A 16,679-nucleotide genomic window follows, 5' to 3' on the forward strand; every position below is an offset into this window, starting at 1 on the left:
AGATCGCGCATCGGCTAGGGACGGCCCGTCGCTCGCTGCGCGTCATGCCGGCACCGACAAGCTCATCAGGATGGCGTCCTCGCGGGGCCCTTCCTGCACGGGGTAGTAGGCGCGGCGCTTGCCAACCTCGGCAAAGCCGTAGCGGCGGTAGACCTCGCGGGCGCGCTCGTTGCTGACGCGCACCTCCAGCCACAGCTGGGTCAGGCCGCGGCGGCCGCATTCGGCCACCAGGCGGTCCAGCATGGCCACGGCCAGGCCCTGGCCCTGCCAGGCCGGCACGACAGTGATGTTGAGCAGGTGCATCTCATCGACGCCCGGCATCGCGACCCAGTAACCCAGCAGTTCGGCGCGCGGCCCGCGCAGCACCTCGGCCGGGTAGCCGGCCGCCAGCGAGTCGACGAAATTGCCATGCGTCCACGGCACCGGATAGGCCTGGCGTTCGACCGCGATGATCTCGGTCAGGTCGGGCACCCGCATGGCGGCGGCCTCGAAATGAGGCGTCCTGGGCTGGACGATGGCGTTCACGTCTTGTGTTCCCGCTCGGCCGTGGTCAGCGCGACCTTGTCGCGCACATAGACGGGCAGGGCCTCGGCCGCATCGCGCGTCTCGCCGCGCTGCCAGGCCGCCAGGGCCAGCGCGCCCAGGGCTGCAGCGCGCGAGCGGGCCTGGGGCCAGGTCTGCGGCAGCATGCCCAGGGCTTGGGAATATTCACCCAGCGCCGTGCCGGCAACGGCCACCGGCGCGCCCCAGTGCGCAGCCAGCGCCTCGGGCTTGTACAAGGCCGGCGCCTCGACGACCTGCCAGCCAGCGTCGGCCCAGCGATAGCGGGCCGCATAGATCTCGCCGATGCGCGCATCCATGGCCACCCAGATGTCGTCGCCGGCACCCTGGGCGCGGGCGTCCTCGGCCACCAGCATCAGGCTGTCAACGGCCAGCACCGGCTTGTCCAGGCCCAAGGCCAGGCCCTGGGCGACGGCGCAGGCGGTGCGCAGGCCGGTGAAGGCGCCCGGCCCCTGCCCGAAGGCGATGGCGTCCAGGTCGGCCATCGCCACGCCGGCGCCGGCCAGCAGGGCCTTGACCTCGGGCAGCATGCGCGCCGAGGCCTGAGCCCCGCCCTGGGCCTCGAAAACCCGGGTCTGCCCCTGCGCCACGAGGGCCAGGGCCATCGTGTCGGTGGAGCTGTCGAGAGCCAGGAGAGAGGGCATCAACCCAGTGTAACTTTCGGGTCATGCGCAATCAGGCCTTGGGATGGGTGTTGGCGGGATGCATCCTGGGGGTGCAGGCGGCGGAGCCACTGCCGCTTTCGGTCCAGGTCGCGCTGCGCCAGGCCCAGTTGCCGCCCACTGCCCTGGGTGTCGTCGTCCAGGCCCTGGACGAGACCAAGCCCCGGCTGGCCTGGCAGGCCGACCTGCCGCTGAACCCAGCCTCGCTGACCAAGCTGGTCACCAGCATGGCGGCCCTCGACACCCTGGGCCCGACCTGGCAATGGCAGACGCCGGTCTGGCTGACCGACGACGGCGGCCTGGCCATCCAGGGCAGCGGCGACCCGCGGCTGGGCGTCGAGCGGCTCTGGATGGGGCTCAAGCGACTGGGCATCACGGAACTGCGCGGCCCGCTGCGCCTGGACCGCAGCGCCTTCACCCCCGGCAGCGCCGAGCCCGGCGACTTTGACAACGAGCCCTGGCGCGTCGGCAATGCCCTGCCCGAGGCCTTGCTGCTGAACACCAAGGCGGTGGCCTACACCGTCCGCGTCGAAGGCCTGCAGGCGCGCATCACGGCCGATCCGCCGTTGGACCGGCCAGCGGTCGTGCCCACCACGCCCGGCGCCTGCGGCGACTGGCGCGGCGCCTTGAAGCTGCAATGGGCTGCCGGCCAGCGCCCCCGCTTTACAGGCAGCTACCCGGCGGCCTGCGGCGAGCAGACCTGGGCCCTGGCCGACCCCGACCCGGCCACCTACCCGGCCCGCTTGCTCGCGCTGATGCTGCGCGAAGCCGGCATTGCCTGGCGCAGCGAGGCGACCGTCGACGCACCCGCGCCCACGACTACGCCGACGCTGCTTTGGCCCGGCCCGACGCTGGGCGAAGCCCTGCGCGACATGAACAAGGCCAGCAGCAACCTGATGGCCCAGCAGGTGCTGCTCAGCAGCGCCCGCGCGGCCGGCGTGCCGACGCCCTCGCCCGACACCGCCGCCGTCTGGCTGCAAGCCTGGCTGGATGCCCATGTCGGCACCGAGCCTGCGGCCCACGTCGTCAACGGCTCGGGCCTGGCGCGGGAGACCCGCATCAGCCCCGCCCAGCTGGCCACGCTGCTGCATTGGGGCTGGGTCCAGCCCTGGATGCCGGAGCTGCTGGCCTCGCTGCCGGTGGCGGGCCTGGACGGCACGCTGTCACGCCAGCCCGGTCGCTTTGGCGCGGCGGTGGGGAGGGCGCATCTGAAGACGGGCTCCCTGAGGGACGTCGTGGCTCTGGCCGGCATCGTCGATGCACCCTCGGGCAAGCGCTGGGTGCTGGTGGCCATCGTCAACCATGCCCAGGCCCAGGCCGGACGTGGGGTGCTGGATGCGCTGCTGAGATGGGTGGCGCAGGATGCGCCGGAGGCCAAGACGGGCCGGTGAGTGAAGTCAGGGCTCACGGGCCGGCGTGAAGCAGGTGCGCGGGCCGCACGCTCTCTCGCTGGACCAAAAGACCATGCTCCACATGAGCGGATTCAGGGGGCGGTCCCGATTGAAGAACAGCGCGCCGTCAGAGAGTTGCCAACCTGACAACCGCACGCCCTGGACGGGCTGCTGCTGGGCAGCAAGCGGCTTGCCGTAGGTCGCTTCGAGCTTGCGCCAATGCCGACCGTGCGCCCACCAAGGCACTTGAACCCCCAGATGATTGAGTTTGCCGGCCTTCAGATGGAAGGCAACGTTCATCGCGGGCATGCCATCGTGTGAGCCGATGTCGGCATAGCAGCTGCGATCGTCCAGGGATTCGCCAGGACGGTTGTCGTAGCACTGAAGCTCGAGGCTCGCAAAGCGCTCCTTGAGTTGTTGCTCCGTCCAGTCCTGGGAGATATCGGCGTAGTTCAGGACGAGCGCCGGCCGACTTTGGGTGAGGTAGCGCCAGTACTCGCGAGCATGCCCAGGAAATGAAACGAACAGGGCCGTCGCGGCGCACAGCATGAGAAGCAGGCCGTAAATGATGAAGCGAAGCATGGCGTTCCTGGATGGGTCAACCGCTGTAGACCTCGACGCCCATGCCCGTGAACCAGGTGTTCTGGTCGGACTCGTGCCCGCCGCCGACGGCGTTGTAGTTGACTGTCAGTTCCTCGTCGGCGGCGATGTCGCGGATGGCGACGAAGCGCAGCAGCCGGGCATCGGCGTCGGCCTCGTAGCGCATATTGGCCGGGTTCTCATGGTTGTAGAGGCTGCCGTAGCCCAGGGCCAGGCAGTGGGCCGAGTCGGTGTCGGCCAGCACGCCCCAGTTGAAGAGCAGCTTGCGCACCTCGCCCGGTATCGATGCGTAGGAGCCGGTGAAGAGCACCACCGGACAGGCCTCGACGGTCTCCCCCTTGGCATGGGCGCGCGCCGCATAGGCCCCACGGCCTTTGGCGGTGCCGGTGTCCTTGATGTAGACGCTGGGGAATTGGATGGTCATGGCATGGATTGTCGCTAGGCCCTGGTGCGCAGCTCCCTCACCCCCCGCCCCAGCTTCTTCCTCAACAGCGCCCGCAGCGTCACCGCATCCGCATACCCCACCTGGGCCGCAATCGCCTCGACATCGCTGCGGCTGGTCTGCAGCAGGTGGACGGCGCGCTGCACGCGCAGGTCCTGCACATAGGCCAGCGGCGACTTGCCCAGCACGGCTTCCAGCCGCCGCTGCAGGGTGCGCGGGCTGGTGGCCAGCGCATCGGCGGCGGCATCCAGCGAGAAACCCTCGGCCAGATGCTCACGCGCCCAGCGCTCGAAGCGGCTCACCAGCGGGTCGCTGTGGGCCAGGTGGTCGGGGATGACATAGGGCGCCTGGGAGGGCCGCGGGTCGACGATGAGGTAGCGGGCCGTGACGGCCGCCAGCTCGGGGCTGGCCTGGCGCACCAGCCACAGGCCCAGGTCCATGTGGGCGATGGCAGCACCCGTGGTGATGAAGTCGCCCGAGGCGACCAGCATGCGCGACTCGTCCAGCCGCACGGCCGGATAGCGCTCACGGAACAGCGGGCCCAGCCACCAGGAGACGGTGGCCTCATGGCCGTCCAGCAGGCCCGACTCGGCCAGCACGAAGCCGCCGATGCAGGCCGCCGCGATGCGGCTACCGGCGGCGTGCCGCTCGCGCAGATGGACCGCCGCCTCCTGCACCTCGCGGGTAGCCAGGGCCGCCACCAGGCCCGGTGGCATCTTGGCGCCGATGGCGGGCAGCACCAGCCAGTCGGCCGCACGGTCGTCGGCCGACTGCACGGGCACCTGCAGGCCAAGCGCCGTCTGCACGCGCCGGCGCAGGCCGACGAGGCGCACGTCAAAGGGCGGCGCCGGCCAACCCTGGGCGGCGGCGAGTTCATTGGCGGTGGACAGGGTGTCGAGCACGGCGGCGAGGCCGGTATCGAAGACGCCGCCGAGGGCCAGGACGTCGATTTTCATGGTTGGCGCAAACGACATCAAAGTTGTCGTTCGCGACGATAGCTGCAGAGGAGCAGCCTGCCTAGAGTGCGCAACGTCGATTCCACGACGTCAACCCCCACCACGGAGTTTCCTCATGATCAAGCTTGCCCTGTTCGTCCGTCTCGAAGCCCTGCCCGGCAAGGCCGCCGAAGCCCAGGATTTCCTGCACACCGCCCTGGCCCTCGCCAACGACGAGGCGACCACGCCGATCTGGTTCGCGCTCAAGCTGTCGCCGACGACGTTTGGCGTCTTCGATGCCTTCCACGACGAGGACGGCCGCCAGCGCCATCTCAACGGCCCCATTGCCCAGGCGCTGATGAGCAAGGGCCAGGAGCTGTTCGTGTTCCCGCTGAACATCGAACCCATTGAAGTCCTGGGTTTGAAGAACGCCTGAGCGATGTACAGCAAAGCCTTCATCGCCGGCTGGGGCGACATGGACAGCAACGCCCATATGCGCAACACCGCCTTCCTGGACCGGGCGGCGGATGTGCGCATGATGTTCTTCGCCGACAGCAGCTTCGAGATGAAGGCGTTTGCCGAAAGGCGGCTGGGGCCGGTCATCGCCAAGGACGAGATCGCCTATTTCCGCGAGGTCGGGCTGCTGCAGACCATCACGGTGACGCTGCAGCTGGCCGGCCTGGCGGCGGACGGCTCGCGCTTCCTGATGCGCAACGACATCCTCGGCGCGACCGGCAAGCTGTGCGCGCGCATCGACAGCACCGGCGGCTGGCTGGACCTGGCGTCAAGAAGGCTGGTCGCGCCGCCGCCCGACCTGCTGGCGGCCCTGGCGACGCTGGCACGCAGCGAGGATTTCGCCGAGCTGCCTTCCAGCCTACGCGGCGAGAACTAGGGACGGCCCGCGGCGGGTGCGGTAGGGAAGGCGTCAGCGGAATGATCCACACTCCGCGCTTTCCACCCGCCCTGCCGGAGCCTCGCTTGACCGCGCAACCGCTGCTGATCGCGCTCGTCTCGGTGCAGTTCTTCGTGCACGCGCTGGTCTGGGCCATGACGGCCCGCATGGCGCGTCGCTGGCGCGCGGCCGAAGGGCATTTCACGCTGTTCTGGCTGCTGCTGGCCCTGGGGCTGATGCTGTTCGTGCCGCCGCTGGAAAGCGGCAGCGCACCGCGCAACCTGGCCGACCTGCTGATCCTGGCGGCGTCCATGTGCGAGCACCGCGGCCTGGCCCTGCACTGGGGCCGGCGGCTGCCGCTGCGGCCCTATGCCCTGGGTCTGGCCACCGCGGCCGGCGTCATCGCGGCCAGTTTCCTGATGGACAACGGCCATGGCCTGCGCGTGGCCGTCGTCTGCCTGGGCTGCGCCGCCATGATGCTGGCCAGCGTCAGCCTGATGTGGCGCCTGGGTCGCGCGGCCACGCCCATCTTCGCGCCGGTGGCGGCGGCCGGCTACAGCCTGCTGGGCGCGGCCCTGCTGGTGCGCGGCGTGCAGGCCCTGCTGGTGGGGTCGACGACCAAGATTTCCATCGACGCGCCGGGCCACGCCAACATCCCGCTGGCCATCCTGGTGCTTTTTGTCGGCGGCCTCCTCAACCTGGTCCACATCCGCCTGGTGCTGGGCCGCGTGCTGCACCGGCTGGGGCAGCAGGCCAAGACCGATGAACTGACCGGCGCGCTGAACCGCCGCGGCCTGCTGCAGCGGCTGGAAGACGAGCACGCGAACGCATTGCAAGGCAAGTCCGGCTATGCGCTGATGATGGTGGACGTTGACCACTTCAAGGCCATCAACGACCAGCATGGCCACGCCCGGGGCGATCAGGTGCTGCAGGCCGTGTCGGCCAGCCTGCGCGCGGCCCTGCGCAGCGACGACCTCGTCGGCCGCTGGGGTGGCGAGGAGTTCTGCGTGCTGTTGCCGCGCACGCAGTTGCACGATGCCGAGCCGCTGGCCCAGCGCGTCGCCACGCGGGTGGCCGCGTCCAACGCGGGCGTGCGCGTGACGGTCAGCATCGGCGTGTCGGAGTTCGGTCCGGCCGACCAGGATCTGCAGGCCGTCATCCGCCGCGCCGACGACGCCCTCTACCGCGCCAAGGAAACCGGCCGCAACCGCGTCGTGCTGGCGGCTTAAAGCAGGCCGGGATTGGCCCGCCAGACGGCCCAGGTCAGCGCACTCGCAAAACTCACCCAGGCCGCATAGGGCGCCAGCAGCCAGCCGGCCGCCGGGCGAATGCGCCAAAAGGCAACCGCCGTGACGACCACCAGGCCCAGCAGCAGCAGCACGTCGACAAAGGCCAGGGCCCCGTCGTGCCAGCCGAAGAACAACCAGGACCACAGCGCATTGGCAGCCAGCTGGGCGACGAACAGCGCCAAGGCGGCACCACGCCCCCACGCGGCCGGGTCACGCCAGACCAGCCAGGCCGCCACCGCCATCAGCAGATAGAGCACCGACCACACCGGCCCGAAGACGGCGGCCGGCGGTGCCCAGCCCGGCTTGACCAACTGCGCGTAAAAGGTGGGCGCCTCCATGGAAGCCACGGCGCCCAGGGCCGCTGCGACGAAGACGAGGCCCAGCCAGCCCAGCAGACCGACTGCCTGGGCGGGCGTGGAACGAGAGGACGACAACTGCATGGCGGACTCCTGAAATCCGGTCCGCCCACCATAGGGCGCCGCCCTCGGCATGCGCGCCGGTGCGAGCCTTCAGCGCGGGTAGGAAGCCACCTACGGCCGGCTCCAACAGCGTCCGACCATGGACAGCAGCCCGCCTCACCAGAATGGCTCGACGAGATGGAGCGCCCGCTCCGTCGCCGACAGGAGGTTCCATGTCATTCCTGCTCTATATCGTCGGCCTGGCCGTGCTGCTGGGCGGCCTCGCCTGGGCACTGATCACCGCCGGCCTGGCCGCCACCTATGTGGCCATCGCCTGCCTCATCGTCGCCGGCGTCGGCATCATGATGGCCGTGTCGCGGACGCGCTCCAAGGATCCCCCGGCCTGAACTACCCGCTGGGGCGTGCATCGCCGCATGATCGCGGCGCGCACCCCTCAGCGTCGTTCGGTGCGGCGCCAGCAGCGCATCAACAGCGCGGCGCCGTCAGGCGTCACCACCTCGCCGACCGCCTGAAAGCCGGCCGCCGCGTAGCAGCGGATGGCGCGCGGGTTATTGGGTGAGGGGTCTGTCTGTACGACCGTGACGGCCGGATCGTCAAACAGCTGGTCGACAAAAGCCTGCACCATCGCCCGGCCCAGGCCCTGGTTCAGCTGGGCTTCATGGGCCAAGAACTGGTCGATGCCGCGCGCGCCGGGGTCGGTCTCGTCCTCCCACCAGCCCTCGCCCGAACCCAGCACGACATAGCACTGCACGAAACCGATGGCCTCGCCGTCGCTGCGCGCGATGAAGGCCCGCGTCGTGCCGCCGGACAGGAAGTCCTCGCGCAATTCGTCGACCGAATCGGCCGGCCCCCACCATTCAGCGATGTGGGGACGGGTGAGCCACTCGTGCAGCAGGGGCAGGTCGGCTTCGGTCAGCGTTGTGAATGCGATGGGCATCCCGCTTTGTACCTGCCGTTCGCGCAGCGCCGCCGCCATTCGCCCGGCCCGGCCCACCATTCGCCCGCCCCCGCCACCGCGGCGCGACGGCTCGCCGCAGCATGGCGGCCATGAACCTCCGACGCACCCTCCGCGACAACCGCGGCTTCATCCTCTTCCTGCTCAGCTTCGCGCTGTTCCGCACCGCGGTGGCCGACTGGAATCCCATCCCATCGGGCTCGATGCGGCCGACGCTGCTGGAAGGCGATGTCGTTGTCGTCAACCGGCTGGCCTATGACCTCAAGCTGCCGCTGACCGACGTCGTGCTGCTGCCGCTGGCCGAACCGCAGCGCGGCGACGTCGTCACGCTGAGCTCGCCGGCGGGCGGCACCCGCCTCATCAAGCGCATCGTCGGCCTGCCGGGCGACCGCATCGCCATGCGCGACGACGTGCTCATCCTGAACGGCCAGCCGCTGGCCTATACCGAGCGCCGCACCCAGGGCGAGACGGTGACGCCGGGCTGGGTCGTCAACGCCGTGCGCGCCACCGAGCACCTGGGCGGCCGCGATCACACCGTGCAGCTGCTGCCGACGCTGCGCGCGCGGCGCGACTTCGCCGAGATCACCGTGCCGGCGGGCCAGTACTTCCTGCTCGGCGACAACCGCGACAACAGCGAGGACTCGCGCTTCATCGGCACCGTGCCGCGCGAGAAGCTCATCGGCCGCGCCCACCATGTGCTGGTCTCGGCCGACTGGCTGGGCGAAGAGGGCTGGCGCATGGCACCGCGCCTGGATCGCTGGGTGTCGGCCATCCGCTGAGGGCCGTGGAATGTGAGCCAGGTCACATCCTGGCGGGCCGTTACGAATTTCGGCGCCGCCCGCGCCGCAGAAGCGGTGTTTTTAGGCAGCGGGTTGGCGGGTGACCGGCCTATCTTCACGGCCATGTCACGCCGCCATCGCCGTCCCCTCCCCCTGCCCAGCTTCGGCCCGCGCCGCATCGACCTGGCCGATGGGTCGACGCGCCTGGTCATTGCGGAGCGCTGGACGCCCGAAGACTGGCCGGTGCAGGCCGAACTGCAGCTGCTGGAGCGCTTTTCGGCGTTGATGGCTGCCCAGGGCTGGCCGGCCCACGTGTCCCGCCTGGCGTATGACCGCATCTACGCGGGCGAACGCTTCGGCTTTGCCAAGCGCGTCGGCCGCGGCGAACTGCCGGGCCTGGCCCGCGAGCTGATCGCCTGCTGGCGTGCCAGCCGCGTTCAACCCGTCGAAGGCTGAGCCTCACTCCTCCCAGCGAAACCGCCAGATCGCCAGCAAGCCAAAGGCGATGCTGAAGCCCAGCATCACCGCGCTCGGCAGCAGGGCCTCCGAGAAGGGTTGACCCCGCCACGTCATCGCATCCAGCGCATCCACGGCCCAGCGCGTCGGTACGGCCAGGGACGCGGTCTGCAGCCACTCCGGGAAGATGAAGGCCGGCACCCAGGCGCCGCCCAGCATGACCATCAGCAGGGTCGCCAGGATGGCCAGGCCACGGGTAGCCTCGGGCGTGCGTCCCAGGGCGGCAATGAGCAGGCCGAAGTTGGCCGTCAGCAGTGCGAAGCAGACCAGCACCAGCACGAAGCCGGCCGGGCTGCCGAGCACGCGCACACCGAAGCCGGCGATGGCGACGACATAGAGCACGGCGAAGACGATCAGCGAGATCAAGGCGCTGGCGACGATGCGGCTGCCCAGCAGCTGAGCGCGTGACAGCGGTGCCGCGCGCAGGCGCTTCCACAGGCCCAGGCGGCGCATCATCAGCAGGCCCAGGGCCATGTCGACGCCGGCCATCAGGATGAATTGCACGCCCATGCCGGCAAAGGAATGGGCATAGCTGTTGTAGGCCACGGGGGCGGCGTTGGCACTGGACTGCACGGCCTCGATGTCGCGCGTGGTGTAGGGCAGTGACAACCCGGTGGCCGCGCCACCGGGGCTGAAGCCGCGGCCGATCTCCTGCATCATGGTCTGCGCCAGCAGGCCGCGCACGATGGGCACGGCGCTGGACTGCGAGGGGTCGAAATGCAGGGCGACCTCGGGCTTGCTGCCAGCACCGAGCAGCGCGCGGCCGGCCTGCTCGCCCAGGCCCGCAGGCAGGATGGCAACAGCGCGCAGCTTGCCGGCGCGCACCTGGGTCAGCAGCTCGGCTTCATCACCGACCGTGGTCTTCAGCGAGGTCTCCGCCTGCAGGGCCGCCACGACATGCTGCGACAGGGGGCTGTGATCCTGGTCGACGATGCCGACGGGAATGCCGGCCATCTTGCTGCTGGAGCCGAACAGGCTGCCGAAGAAGGCGGCAATGAGGATGGGCGCGACGATGCTCATCAGCACGGCGCGACGGTTGGAGAAGTGCAGCTTGATCTCCGCACGGACAAGGGCGAGCAAGGCTTGCATGGTTCAGTCCCGCAGTTGACGGCCGGTGAGAGACAGGAAGACGTCTTCGAGCGTCGCGCGGGCGGAGGCCAGGCCGCGCACCTTGACGCCTCGCGCGACAAGCGCAGCCAGCATGGGGCCGGTGTCTCGCGCCAGGTCGCCGACGCTGATCTCCAGCTTCTGGCCCACGCGCGTGACCCCGGCCAGGCCCTGAAGCGCGGCGTCATCCGGTTCACCGTCGATCTCGACCTGCAGCACCTGCGAGGCCGGCAGCAGCGCGAACAGCTGGGCCTGGGTGCCGCTCGCGACGACGCGGCCATGGTCGATGACGACGATGCGGTCGGCCAGGCGCTCGGCCTCCTCCATGTAGTGGGTGGTGTAGATCAGCGCCTTGCCGGCGGCCTTCAGCATTTCGAGGTTGTCGAAGATGGCATTGCGGCTCTGCGGGTCGACGCCGGCAGTGGGCTCGTCGAGCAGGATGACCTCGGGGTCATGGATCAGGGCGCAGGCGATGTTGAGGCGGCGCTTCATGCCGCCGGAGAAGGTCGAGGGCTTGTCCTTGGCGCGGTCGGACAGGCCCACCATGGCCAGCACTTCGTCGGTGCGGCGCTTCAGCAGGTCGGGAGGCATGCCGTAGAGATTGCCGAACAGCTCGAGGTTCATGCGCGCCGGCAGCTCCTCGTACAGCGCGATGTCCTGGGGCACCAGGCCGATGCGACGCTTGTAGCCGGCCTTATCGGAGGCCAGGCTGGCACCACCGGACAGGGTCACCGTGCCGGCATCGGGCGCCGTCAGGCCGCAGATCATGCCCACCGTCGTCGACTTGCCGGCGCCATTCGGCCCCAGCAGGCCCAGCACCTCGCCGGGCCGCAGCGCCAGGCTGACCTCGTGCACCGCCGTCCTGTCGCCATAGGCCTTGCGCAGGCCTGTTGCCACCAGCACTTCCTTCGTCATGCCCCATCTCCTGGATCGAGTTGGAGCGCATGCTAGGCCGCTCGCCTCGGGGCAACGAGGCGGTTGCGACGAACGGCGAGCGCACCGCGCCGATCGACGGCAGGCGGCGTGAATGGCGAGCGAAGCGCGGCGGTCAGCGCGTGCGGAAGCGTCCCACCAGCTCGTTGAGGCGGCCGGCCTGGGACTTCAGGCTCTCCGCGGCCGCGGCGCCCTGCTCCACCAAGGCGGCGTTCTGCTGCATGGACTGGTCCAGCCGGTCCACGGAGTCGGCGATCTCGCGCAGGCCGGCGCTCTGGGTGCGTGCCAGTTCGGTCGCGTCCTTGATCAGCGAAGCCACGCGCTCCACGCTGGCGACGACGTCCTGCATCTGCGTGCCGGCATCGTTGACGAGGCGGGAGCCGGCATCCACCTGCTCGACGCTGGCGCCGATCAGGGTCTTGATCTCCTTGGCCGCGCCGGCCGAGCGCTGGGCCAGCGAACGCACCTCGGCGGCCACGACGGCGAAGCCGCGGCCCTGCTCGCCGGCGCGCGCAGCCTCCACGGCGGCATTCAGCGCCAGGATGTTGGTCTGGAAGGCGATGCCGTCGATGACGCCGATGATGTCGGCGATCTTGCGGCTGCTCTGGCTGACGCCGTTCATGGCCGTGACGGCGTTCAGCACCACCTCGCCGCTCTGGCGCGCCTGGCTGGCCGTCGTCTGCGCCAGGCCGCTGGCCTCGCCCATGGCCTCGCTGCTGTGGCGAGCGGCATCGGTCATCTGGCGCATGGAGCTGGCGGCCTGCTGCAGGTCGGCACTGCCCTGCTCGGTGCGCTGGGACAGGTCCAGGTTGCCGGCGGCGATCTCGGTGGCCGCCGTGTTGACCTGCTCGGCCCCGTCGCGCAGCGTGCTCATCATGTTGCGCAGCGTGTCCTGCAGACGCATCAGCATGGACATGCCGGCGCGGGCGCTGGAGTTGCCGCGCAGCACGATGTCCTCGCGCAGGTCGCCCTCGCTCATGCGCGAGGCGCCGCCCATCAGGTCGCGCAGGAAGTCGCCGACGCTCTTGGCGCCGTCCAGGTAGACGAAGGCGATGGCGCCACCCAGTACCAGGCTGCCGCCGATCAGCCAGCCCGCGGGCATGCCGTAGATGACGCCCAGGATGACGTGGAGTTGAAGCGCAATGGACAGGCCCAGATAAAGGGCCAGGCGCTGGGCGATGGACAGGTTGGCAAACATCGACAGGGCTCCAGTGGGGGTAGCCCCATCTTCGGTAACGCTCTCAACCGGCGACAGTCCAGGCAAACCCGCACATGAATCGGGGGACGGCCCTGGATTGCCGGCGCCACGCCCGGGGCGATAGCGTGTCGACCATGCCACCCCTGCCCCAGGCCCTGCCGCCCGACGACGATCTGCAGCACTGGTGTCGCGCCAGCGGCATCCCCGGGCGGCCGCAGCTGTGCCTGGGTCCGCTGCCGGGCTCGGACGCGGGCGTGGTGCGCTGGTCGGCCCGCGGGCCGGACATGGCGCTCAAGAGCGTGCAACCCCACCCCGGCCGCTACCGCATCGCCGTGATGCTGGAACCGATGGAATCGCAGATCTGGGTGGCAGGCCGGGCGGTCTGGGGCGGGCTGATCGCCGCCAACCGCTTTCGCATCTGCCCGCCCGGCGCGCGCCAGGACTGGCGGCGCCTGTCCGGCTGCGACATCGTCAACATCTTCATCCCCGAAGCCACCGTCGAGGCGCTGTCGACCGAGCATGGCGGCGTGCCGCTCGCGCTGGCCGGCACCGGCTTCGCCACGGACCGCTTCGTCACCGAACTGGCCTGGAAGCTGGCCGAGGCGGAACGACTGGCCGGCCCGCTGGCGGCGCGCTTCTGCGATGGCGTGGTGCAGACCCTGCTGGCCTATCTGCTGGAGCAGCACAGCCGCCCGGTCGATGCCCCGGCGGGCCACGGCGCGCTGGGCCATGCGCGGCTGGTGCGGCTCAAGGCCTTCATCGACGAGAACCTGCACGGTCCCATCGCCAACGCCGAGCTGGCGTCCCTGTGCTGCATGAGCGAGTCGCACTTCGCGCGCGAGTTCCAGCGCAGCGTCGGCGTCTCCCCGCACCGCTTCGTCACCCAGCAGCGGCTGGCACGCGCCCAGATCCTGCTGCGCGAGTGCCGCGAACCGGTGGCTGCCATCGCGGCAGCCACCGGCTTTCGCAGCGCCAGCCATCTGTCGCGCGTGTTCGCCCAGCACCTCGGGCAGCCGCCCGGGGCTTGGCGGGCGGCTCAGCAGGACTACTTGGGGAAGGTATAGGTCAGCGTGAACGCACCGGATCCCGAGACGCTGTAGACACCCGCGATGTAGTAGCCGGCGGGGCCGGTGTAGCTCAGGCTGTCATTGCTGCCGGCCTGGTTGCTGCGCGCGACTTGCGTCCAGGCGTTGTTGACCCAGCGGTACAGCAGCAGGTCGAAGTTGGCGCCGGCCGGGCCGGCCAGCGCCATCTTGAAGGTCCCGCCCTGGGCGCTGCTCACATAGTTGCCGCCGGGCTGGTAGCTGATGGCGCCGGTGCCGCTCAGCGAGCCGCTGACCTGGGTACCGGTGCCCGGGTCGGTGCCGCCGGGCGCATAGCTGTTGAACACCGCGGTGGCGCGGCGCTCGTTGACGGCATGCCAGGGCTGGCCGAGCTGGCGCATGCGCGAGTTCTCGGTCGGCCGGTAGACGCCGCTGGTGCAGTAGTTGGCGCCCTGGAACAGCCCGACCGTGCCGTTGGCATAGCTGCCCGGCTGCGTGGGCACGGCGGTGCCCGCGGCGATCAGGTCGCGCCACTTCACGTTGTTGCGCGAGGTCGCGACGGTGATGTTGGCCTGGCTGGGCTCGCTGCTGGTGGCGCAAGTGCCGTAGTCGTACTCGTCGGCGAGCTGGAAGGCGCTGTGGCCGATCTCGTGCAGCGCGATCTCGATGGCCTGCGGGTGCATGGTCATGGTGCCCATGACGCCGAAGCTGGCGCCGCCATAGGTCTGGGTGTTGGCCACGACGATGACGATGTCGCGGCCGTCGGCCGGCACCACCTGGCCGACGGTGGACATCACCGTCGTCTCGTTGGCGCACACCAGCCGCGCGATGCCGTAGCAGCCCACCACCGCACCGAGGGCGGTGTTGCGCGTGACGCCGCCCTCGCTGACGCCGGACTGGGCGCTGACCACGTCGACGCGGCGCACATTGAACTGCTGCTTGTGAGCGGCGAACAGCGGGTCGGCCAGCAGGCCGTTGGCCACCTTGGCGGCGTCGGCCTGCCACTGGCCCAGCTGGGCCGCGGTGTAGCCGTCGCCGATCAGCACGATGTCCATGCGCTCGCCGGTGGCGCCGCTCTGCCACAGCCAGGCCGAGCCGCTGGGCGCGGCGGCGGCACGAATGCGGGTCGTGGCCGCCGCATCGATGTCGGCGAGGCTGAGGCGCAGCAGCGGCGTCTGCGCCTCGGCGGAAGCCGAGGCGCGGCCCTCGCGCAGGGCCTGGGCATGGGCGGCCTGGCGCTCCAGCACATCCACGCTGGCCAGCGCCGCGGCGTCGGGCACGCGCAGCTCCACCACGCCGCCTTCGCGCGCCACCGTGCGTGCATCGACGATGCGCCCGGTGCGCGGGTCGAAGGTCTCGGCATGCAGCGTCGCCGGGCTCTTCACGGCACGGCGGAACAGCTCGCGGCCCTGGGCGTCGCGGCCGACCAGCACCAGGTCGCCGGCCTGCGCATCAGCGTCCGCCTGCACCGGCTGGGCCGCGAAGGCACCACGCTCGGCATGCAGCAGTTCGATCTGGCTGGTACCGGCTTGGCGCAGGCGCAGCAGCAGCGCATCGGCCTGGGCCAGGGCGGGCGCTGCGGCCAACACAGCGACCAGGGCCAGGCGATTCAGCGGAAAAGAACGGGCATTGGGGTGCGGCATGGCACGGCTCCTTGCAACGGCGGACGGGGGGCCGCCGATGGCAACGGAGGGCACCGGCGGGCCACGTCGTTAGCGACATGGCGGCGCGATGCTAGGCAGCGCAGGGCGCCGCGGCGCACCCCGGGCTCAGCGAATGGCGGTTTCGTGCAAGGGCCGCAGGTTTTCGGCAATCAGCCGGCCAGCGCGCGCCCGATCAGGATCTTCTGCACCTCGCTCGTGCCCTCGTAGATCTGCGTGACGCGCACATCGCGGTAGATGCGCTCGACGGGGAAGTCGCTGAGGTAGCCATAGCCGCCGTGGATCTGGATGGCCTCCGAGCAGACCTTCTCGGCCATCTCGCTGGCGAAGAGCTTGGCCATGGCCGCCTCCTTCAGGCAGGGCCGGCCGGCGTCCTTGAGGCTGGCGGCATGCCAGATCAGCTGGCGCGCGGCCTCGATCTGCGTGGCCATCTCGGCCAGCTTGAACTGGATGGCCTGGTGGTTGAAGATGGGCTGGCCGAAGGTGACGCGGTCCTTGCTGTAGCGCAGGGCTGCCTCAAACGCCGCACGCGCCATGCCGACGCTTTGCGAGGCGATGCCGATGCGCCCGCCCTCCAGGCCCGACAGCGCGATCTTCAGGCCCTGGCCTTCCTCGCCGAGGCGGTTGGCAGCCGGCACGCGGCAGTTCTCGAACAGGATCTGGGCCGTGTCGCTGCTGTGCTGGCCCATCTTCTCTTCGATGCGCGCGACCGTGTAGCCCGGCGCGTTGGTCGGCACGACAAAGGCGCTGATGCCCTTCTTGCCGGCGGCCTTGTCGGTCACGGCCATGACGATGGCGACGTCGCCGTGCTTGCCGCTGGTGATGAACTGCTTGACGCCGTTGAGCACATAGTCGTCGCCGTCCCGAACGGCGGTCGTGCGCAGGCCGCCGGCCTCGGAGCCCACATGCGGCTCGGTCAGGCAGAAGGCGCCCAGCATGTCGCCGCGCGCCAGCGGCTTCAGGAAGCGCTGCTTCTGCTCGTCGTTGGCGAAGGCCATCAGGATGGAGCAGACCGGGCAGTTGTTGACGCTCACCACGGTGCTGGTGCCGCCGTCGCCCGCGGCGATCTCTTCCAGGATGACGGCCAGGGCCAGATAGTCCAGGCCCGCGCCGTCCCATTCGGTGGGCACGGCCACGCCATAGCAGCCCAGGGCGGCCAGGCCCTTCAGCTGCTCGGCCGGGAAGTGGTGGTTCTTGTCCCAGGCCGCGGCATGGGGGGCGATCTCGGCCTGCACGAAGGCGCGGATGGCGTCTTGTACGGCGAGGTGGTCTTCGGGGAGGAGCATGGGTGGCGCT

The 16,679-nt window shown here is 70.2% G+C and carries 20 protein-coding genes; 8 read left to right on the forward strand and 12 right to left on the reverse strand.

Annotated features, from left to right (window positions below):
- Positions 1-42: 42 nt before the first annotated feature.
- Positions 43-525: a ribosomal protein S18-alanine N-acetyltransferase gene (rimI, locus tag ACS5PN_RS28940; protein ID WP_439467479.1), complete on the reverse strand. Its 483-nt coding sequence runs from the start codon at positions 523-525 to the stop codon at positions 43-45.
- Entirely contained in the window at positions 522-1,205 is a 684-nt protein-coding gene (tsaB, locus tag ACS5PN_RS28945; RefSeq protein ID WP_439467480.1) for a tRNA (adenosine(37)-N6)-threonylcarbamoyltransferase complex dimerization subunit type 1 TsaB, read from the reverse strand. Before tsaB ends, rimI begins: the two co-directional genes overlap by 4 nt.
- A gap of 23 nt (positions 1,206-1,228) precedes the next feature.
- Here tsaB and dacB point away from each other — a divergent pair, with 23 nt between their 5' ends.
- Positions 1,229-2,614, forward strand: coding sequence for a D-alanyl-D-alanine carboxypeptidase/D-alanyl-D-alanine endopeptidase (gene dacB / locus ACS5PN_RS28950; protein ID WP_439467481.1), 1,386 nt, complete (start codon positions 1,229-1,231; stop codon positions 2,612-2,614).
- 6 nt (positions 2,615-2,620) lie between these two features.
- Here dacB and ACS5PN_RS28955 read toward each other — a convergent pair whose 3' ends face one another.
- Genes ACS5PN_RS28955 through ACS5PN_RS28965 form a run of 3 tightly spaced genes read right to left on the reverse strand, consistent with a single transcriptional unit; the run spans position 2,621 to position 4,612 of the window.
- The gene (locus tag ACS5PN_RS28955) at positions 2,621-3,196 is read right to left on the reverse strand and encodes a hypothetical protein (protein ID WP_439467482.1); all 576 of its coding nucleotides are present in this window, start codon (positions 3,194-3,196) and stop codon (positions 2,621-2,623) included.
- A gap of 16 nt (positions 3,197-3,212) precedes the next feature.
- Positions 3,213-3,638, reverse strand: a complete 426-nt coding sequence (locus ACS5PN_RS28960) for an SET domain-containing protein-lysine N-methyltransferase (protein ID WP_439467483.1) — start codon at positions 3,636-3,638, stop codon at positions 3,213-3,215.
- A gap of 14 nt (positions 3,639-3,652) precedes the next feature.
- Positions 3,653-4,612, reverse strand: coding sequence for a GlxA family transcriptional regulator (locus ACS5PN_RS28965; protein WP_439467484.1), 960 nt, complete (start codon positions 4,610-4,612; stop codon positions 3,653-3,655).
- A 115-nt stretch (positions 4,613-4,727) separates the two neighbouring features.
- Here ACS5PN_RS28965 and ACS5PN_RS28970 point away from each other — a divergent pair, with 115 nt between their 5' ends.
- The 3 genes from ACS5PN_RS28970 (at position 4,728) to ACS5PN_RS28980 (ending at position 6,712) form a co-directional block, all read left to right on the forward strand.
- Entirely contained in the window at positions 4,728-5,027 is a 300-nt protein-coding gene (locus tag ACS5PN_RS28970) for a putative quinol monooxygenase (RefSeq protein WP_439467485.1), read from the forward strand.
- 3 nt (positions 5,028-5,030) lie between these two features.
- Positions 5,031-5,483, forward strand: coding sequence for a thioesterase family protein (locus ACS5PN_RS28975; RefSeq protein WP_439467486.1), 453 nt, complete (start codon positions 5,031-5,033; stop codon positions 5,481-5,483).
- An 86-nt stretch (positions 5,484-5,569) separates the two neighbouring features.
- Positions 5,570-6,712 (forward strand): diguanylate cyclase, encoded by a 1,143-nt coding sequence (locus ACS5PN_RS28980; RefSeq protein WP_439467487.1) that lies wholly within the window; start codon positions 5,570-5,572, stop codon positions 6,710-6,712.
- Here the strand turns inward: ACS5PN_RS28980 and ACS5PN_RS28985 are convergent.
- Complete coding sequence (locus tag ACS5PN_RS28985; protein ID WP_439467488.1) at positions 6,709-7,212, reverse strand: TspO/MBR family protein; 504 nt, start codon at positions 7,210-7,212, stop codon at positions 6,709-6,711. The genes ACS5PN_RS28980 and ACS5PN_RS28985 overlap by 4 nt on opposite strands.
- A gap of 191 nt (positions 7,213-7,403) precedes the next feature.
- Between ACS5PN_RS28985 and ACS5PN_RS28990 the strand changes: the two genes are divergently transcribed.
- A complete protein-coding gene (locus ACS5PN_RS28990; RefSeq protein ID WP_439467489.1) occupies positions 7,404-7,577 on the forward strand; it encodes a hypothetical protein in 174 nt (57 codons plus the stop codon).
- Between the two features lie 47 nt (positions 7,578-7,624).
- Here the strand turns inward: ACS5PN_RS28990 and ACS5PN_RS28995 are convergent, their stop codons facing one another.
- Positions 7,625-8,128 (reverse strand): GNAT family N-acetyltransferase, encoded by a 504-nt coding sequence (locus ACS5PN_RS28995; protein WP_439467490.1) that lies wholly within the window; start codon positions 8,126-8,128, stop codon positions 7,625-7,627.
- A 110-nt stretch (positions 8,129-8,238) separates the two neighbouring features.
- On the opposite strand from ACS5PN_RS28995, the gene lepB reads away from it, so the two are divergent.
- Positions 8,239-8,925, forward strand: coding sequence for a signal peptidase I (lepB, locus tag ACS5PN_RS29000; RefSeq protein ID WP_439467491.1), 687 nt, complete (start codon positions 8,239-8,241; stop codon positions 8,923-8,925).
- Between the two features lie 123 nt (positions 8,926-9,048).
- Entirely contained in the window at positions 9,049-9,381 is a 333-nt protein-coding gene (locus tag ACS5PN_RS29005; protein WP_439467492.1) for a hypothetical protein, read from the forward strand.
- Between the two features lie 3 nt (positions 9,382-9,384).
- Here ACS5PN_RS29005 and ACS5PN_RS29010 read toward each other — a convergent pair whose 3' ends face one another.
- The 3 genes from ACS5PN_RS29010 to ACS5PN_RS29020 form a co-directional block, all read right to left on the reverse strand.
- The gene (locus tag ACS5PN_RS29010; protein WP_439467493.1) at positions 9,385-10,530 is read right to left on the reverse strand and encodes an ABC transporter permease; all 1,146 of its coding nucleotides are present in this window, start codon (positions 10,528-10,530) and stop codon (positions 9,385-9,387) included.
- Between the two features lie 3 nt (positions 10,531-10,533).
- Entirely contained in the window at positions 10,534-11,463 is a 930-nt protein-coding gene (locus ACS5PN_RS29015) for an ATP-binding cassette domain-containing protein (RefSeq protein WP_439467494.1), read from the reverse strand.
- Between the two features lie 133 nt (positions 11,464-11,596).
- Positions 11,597-12,679, reverse strand: a complete 1,083-nt coding sequence (locus ACS5PN_RS29020) for a methyl-accepting chemotaxis protein (RefSeq protein ID WP_439467495.1) — start codon at positions 12,677-12,679, stop codon at positions 11,597-11,599.
- A 134-nt stretch (positions 12,680-12,813) separates the two neighbouring features.
- On the opposite strand from ACS5PN_RS29020, the gene ACS5PN_RS29025 reads away from it, so the two are divergent.
- On the forward strand, positions 12,814-13,743 hold the full coding sequence (locus ACS5PN_RS29025) for a helix-turn-helix domain-containing protein (protein ID WP_439467496.1): 930 nt from the start codon (positions 12,814-12,816) through the stop codon (positions 13,741-13,743).
- Here the strand turns inward: ACS5PN_RS29025 and ACS5PN_RS29030 are convergent.
- Both ACS5PN_RS29030 and ACS5PN_RS29035 read right to left on the reverse strand, forming a co-directional pair.
- On the reverse strand, positions 13,725-15,365 hold the full coding sequence (locus tag ACS5PN_RS29030; RefSeq protein ID WP_439467497.1) for a M64 family metallopeptidase: 1,641 nt from the start codon (positions 15,363-15,365) through the stop codon (positions 13,725-13,727). The genes ACS5PN_RS29025 and ACS5PN_RS29030 overlap by 19 nt on opposite strands.
- 170 nt (positions 15,366-15,535) lie before the next feature.
- Positions 15,536-16,669: an acyl-CoA dehydrogenase family protein gene (locus ACS5PN_RS29035; RefSeq protein ID WP_439467498.1), complete on the reverse strand. Its 1,134-nt coding sequence runs from the start codon at positions 16,667-16,669 to the stop codon at positions 15,536-15,538.
- Positions 16,670-16,679 lie beyond the last annotated feature (10 nt).

Source organism: Roseateles sp. NT4, assembly GCF_051857475.1.
Lineage (GTDB): Bacteria > Pseudomonadota > Gammaproteobacteria > Burkholderiales > Burkholderiaceae_C > Pelomonas.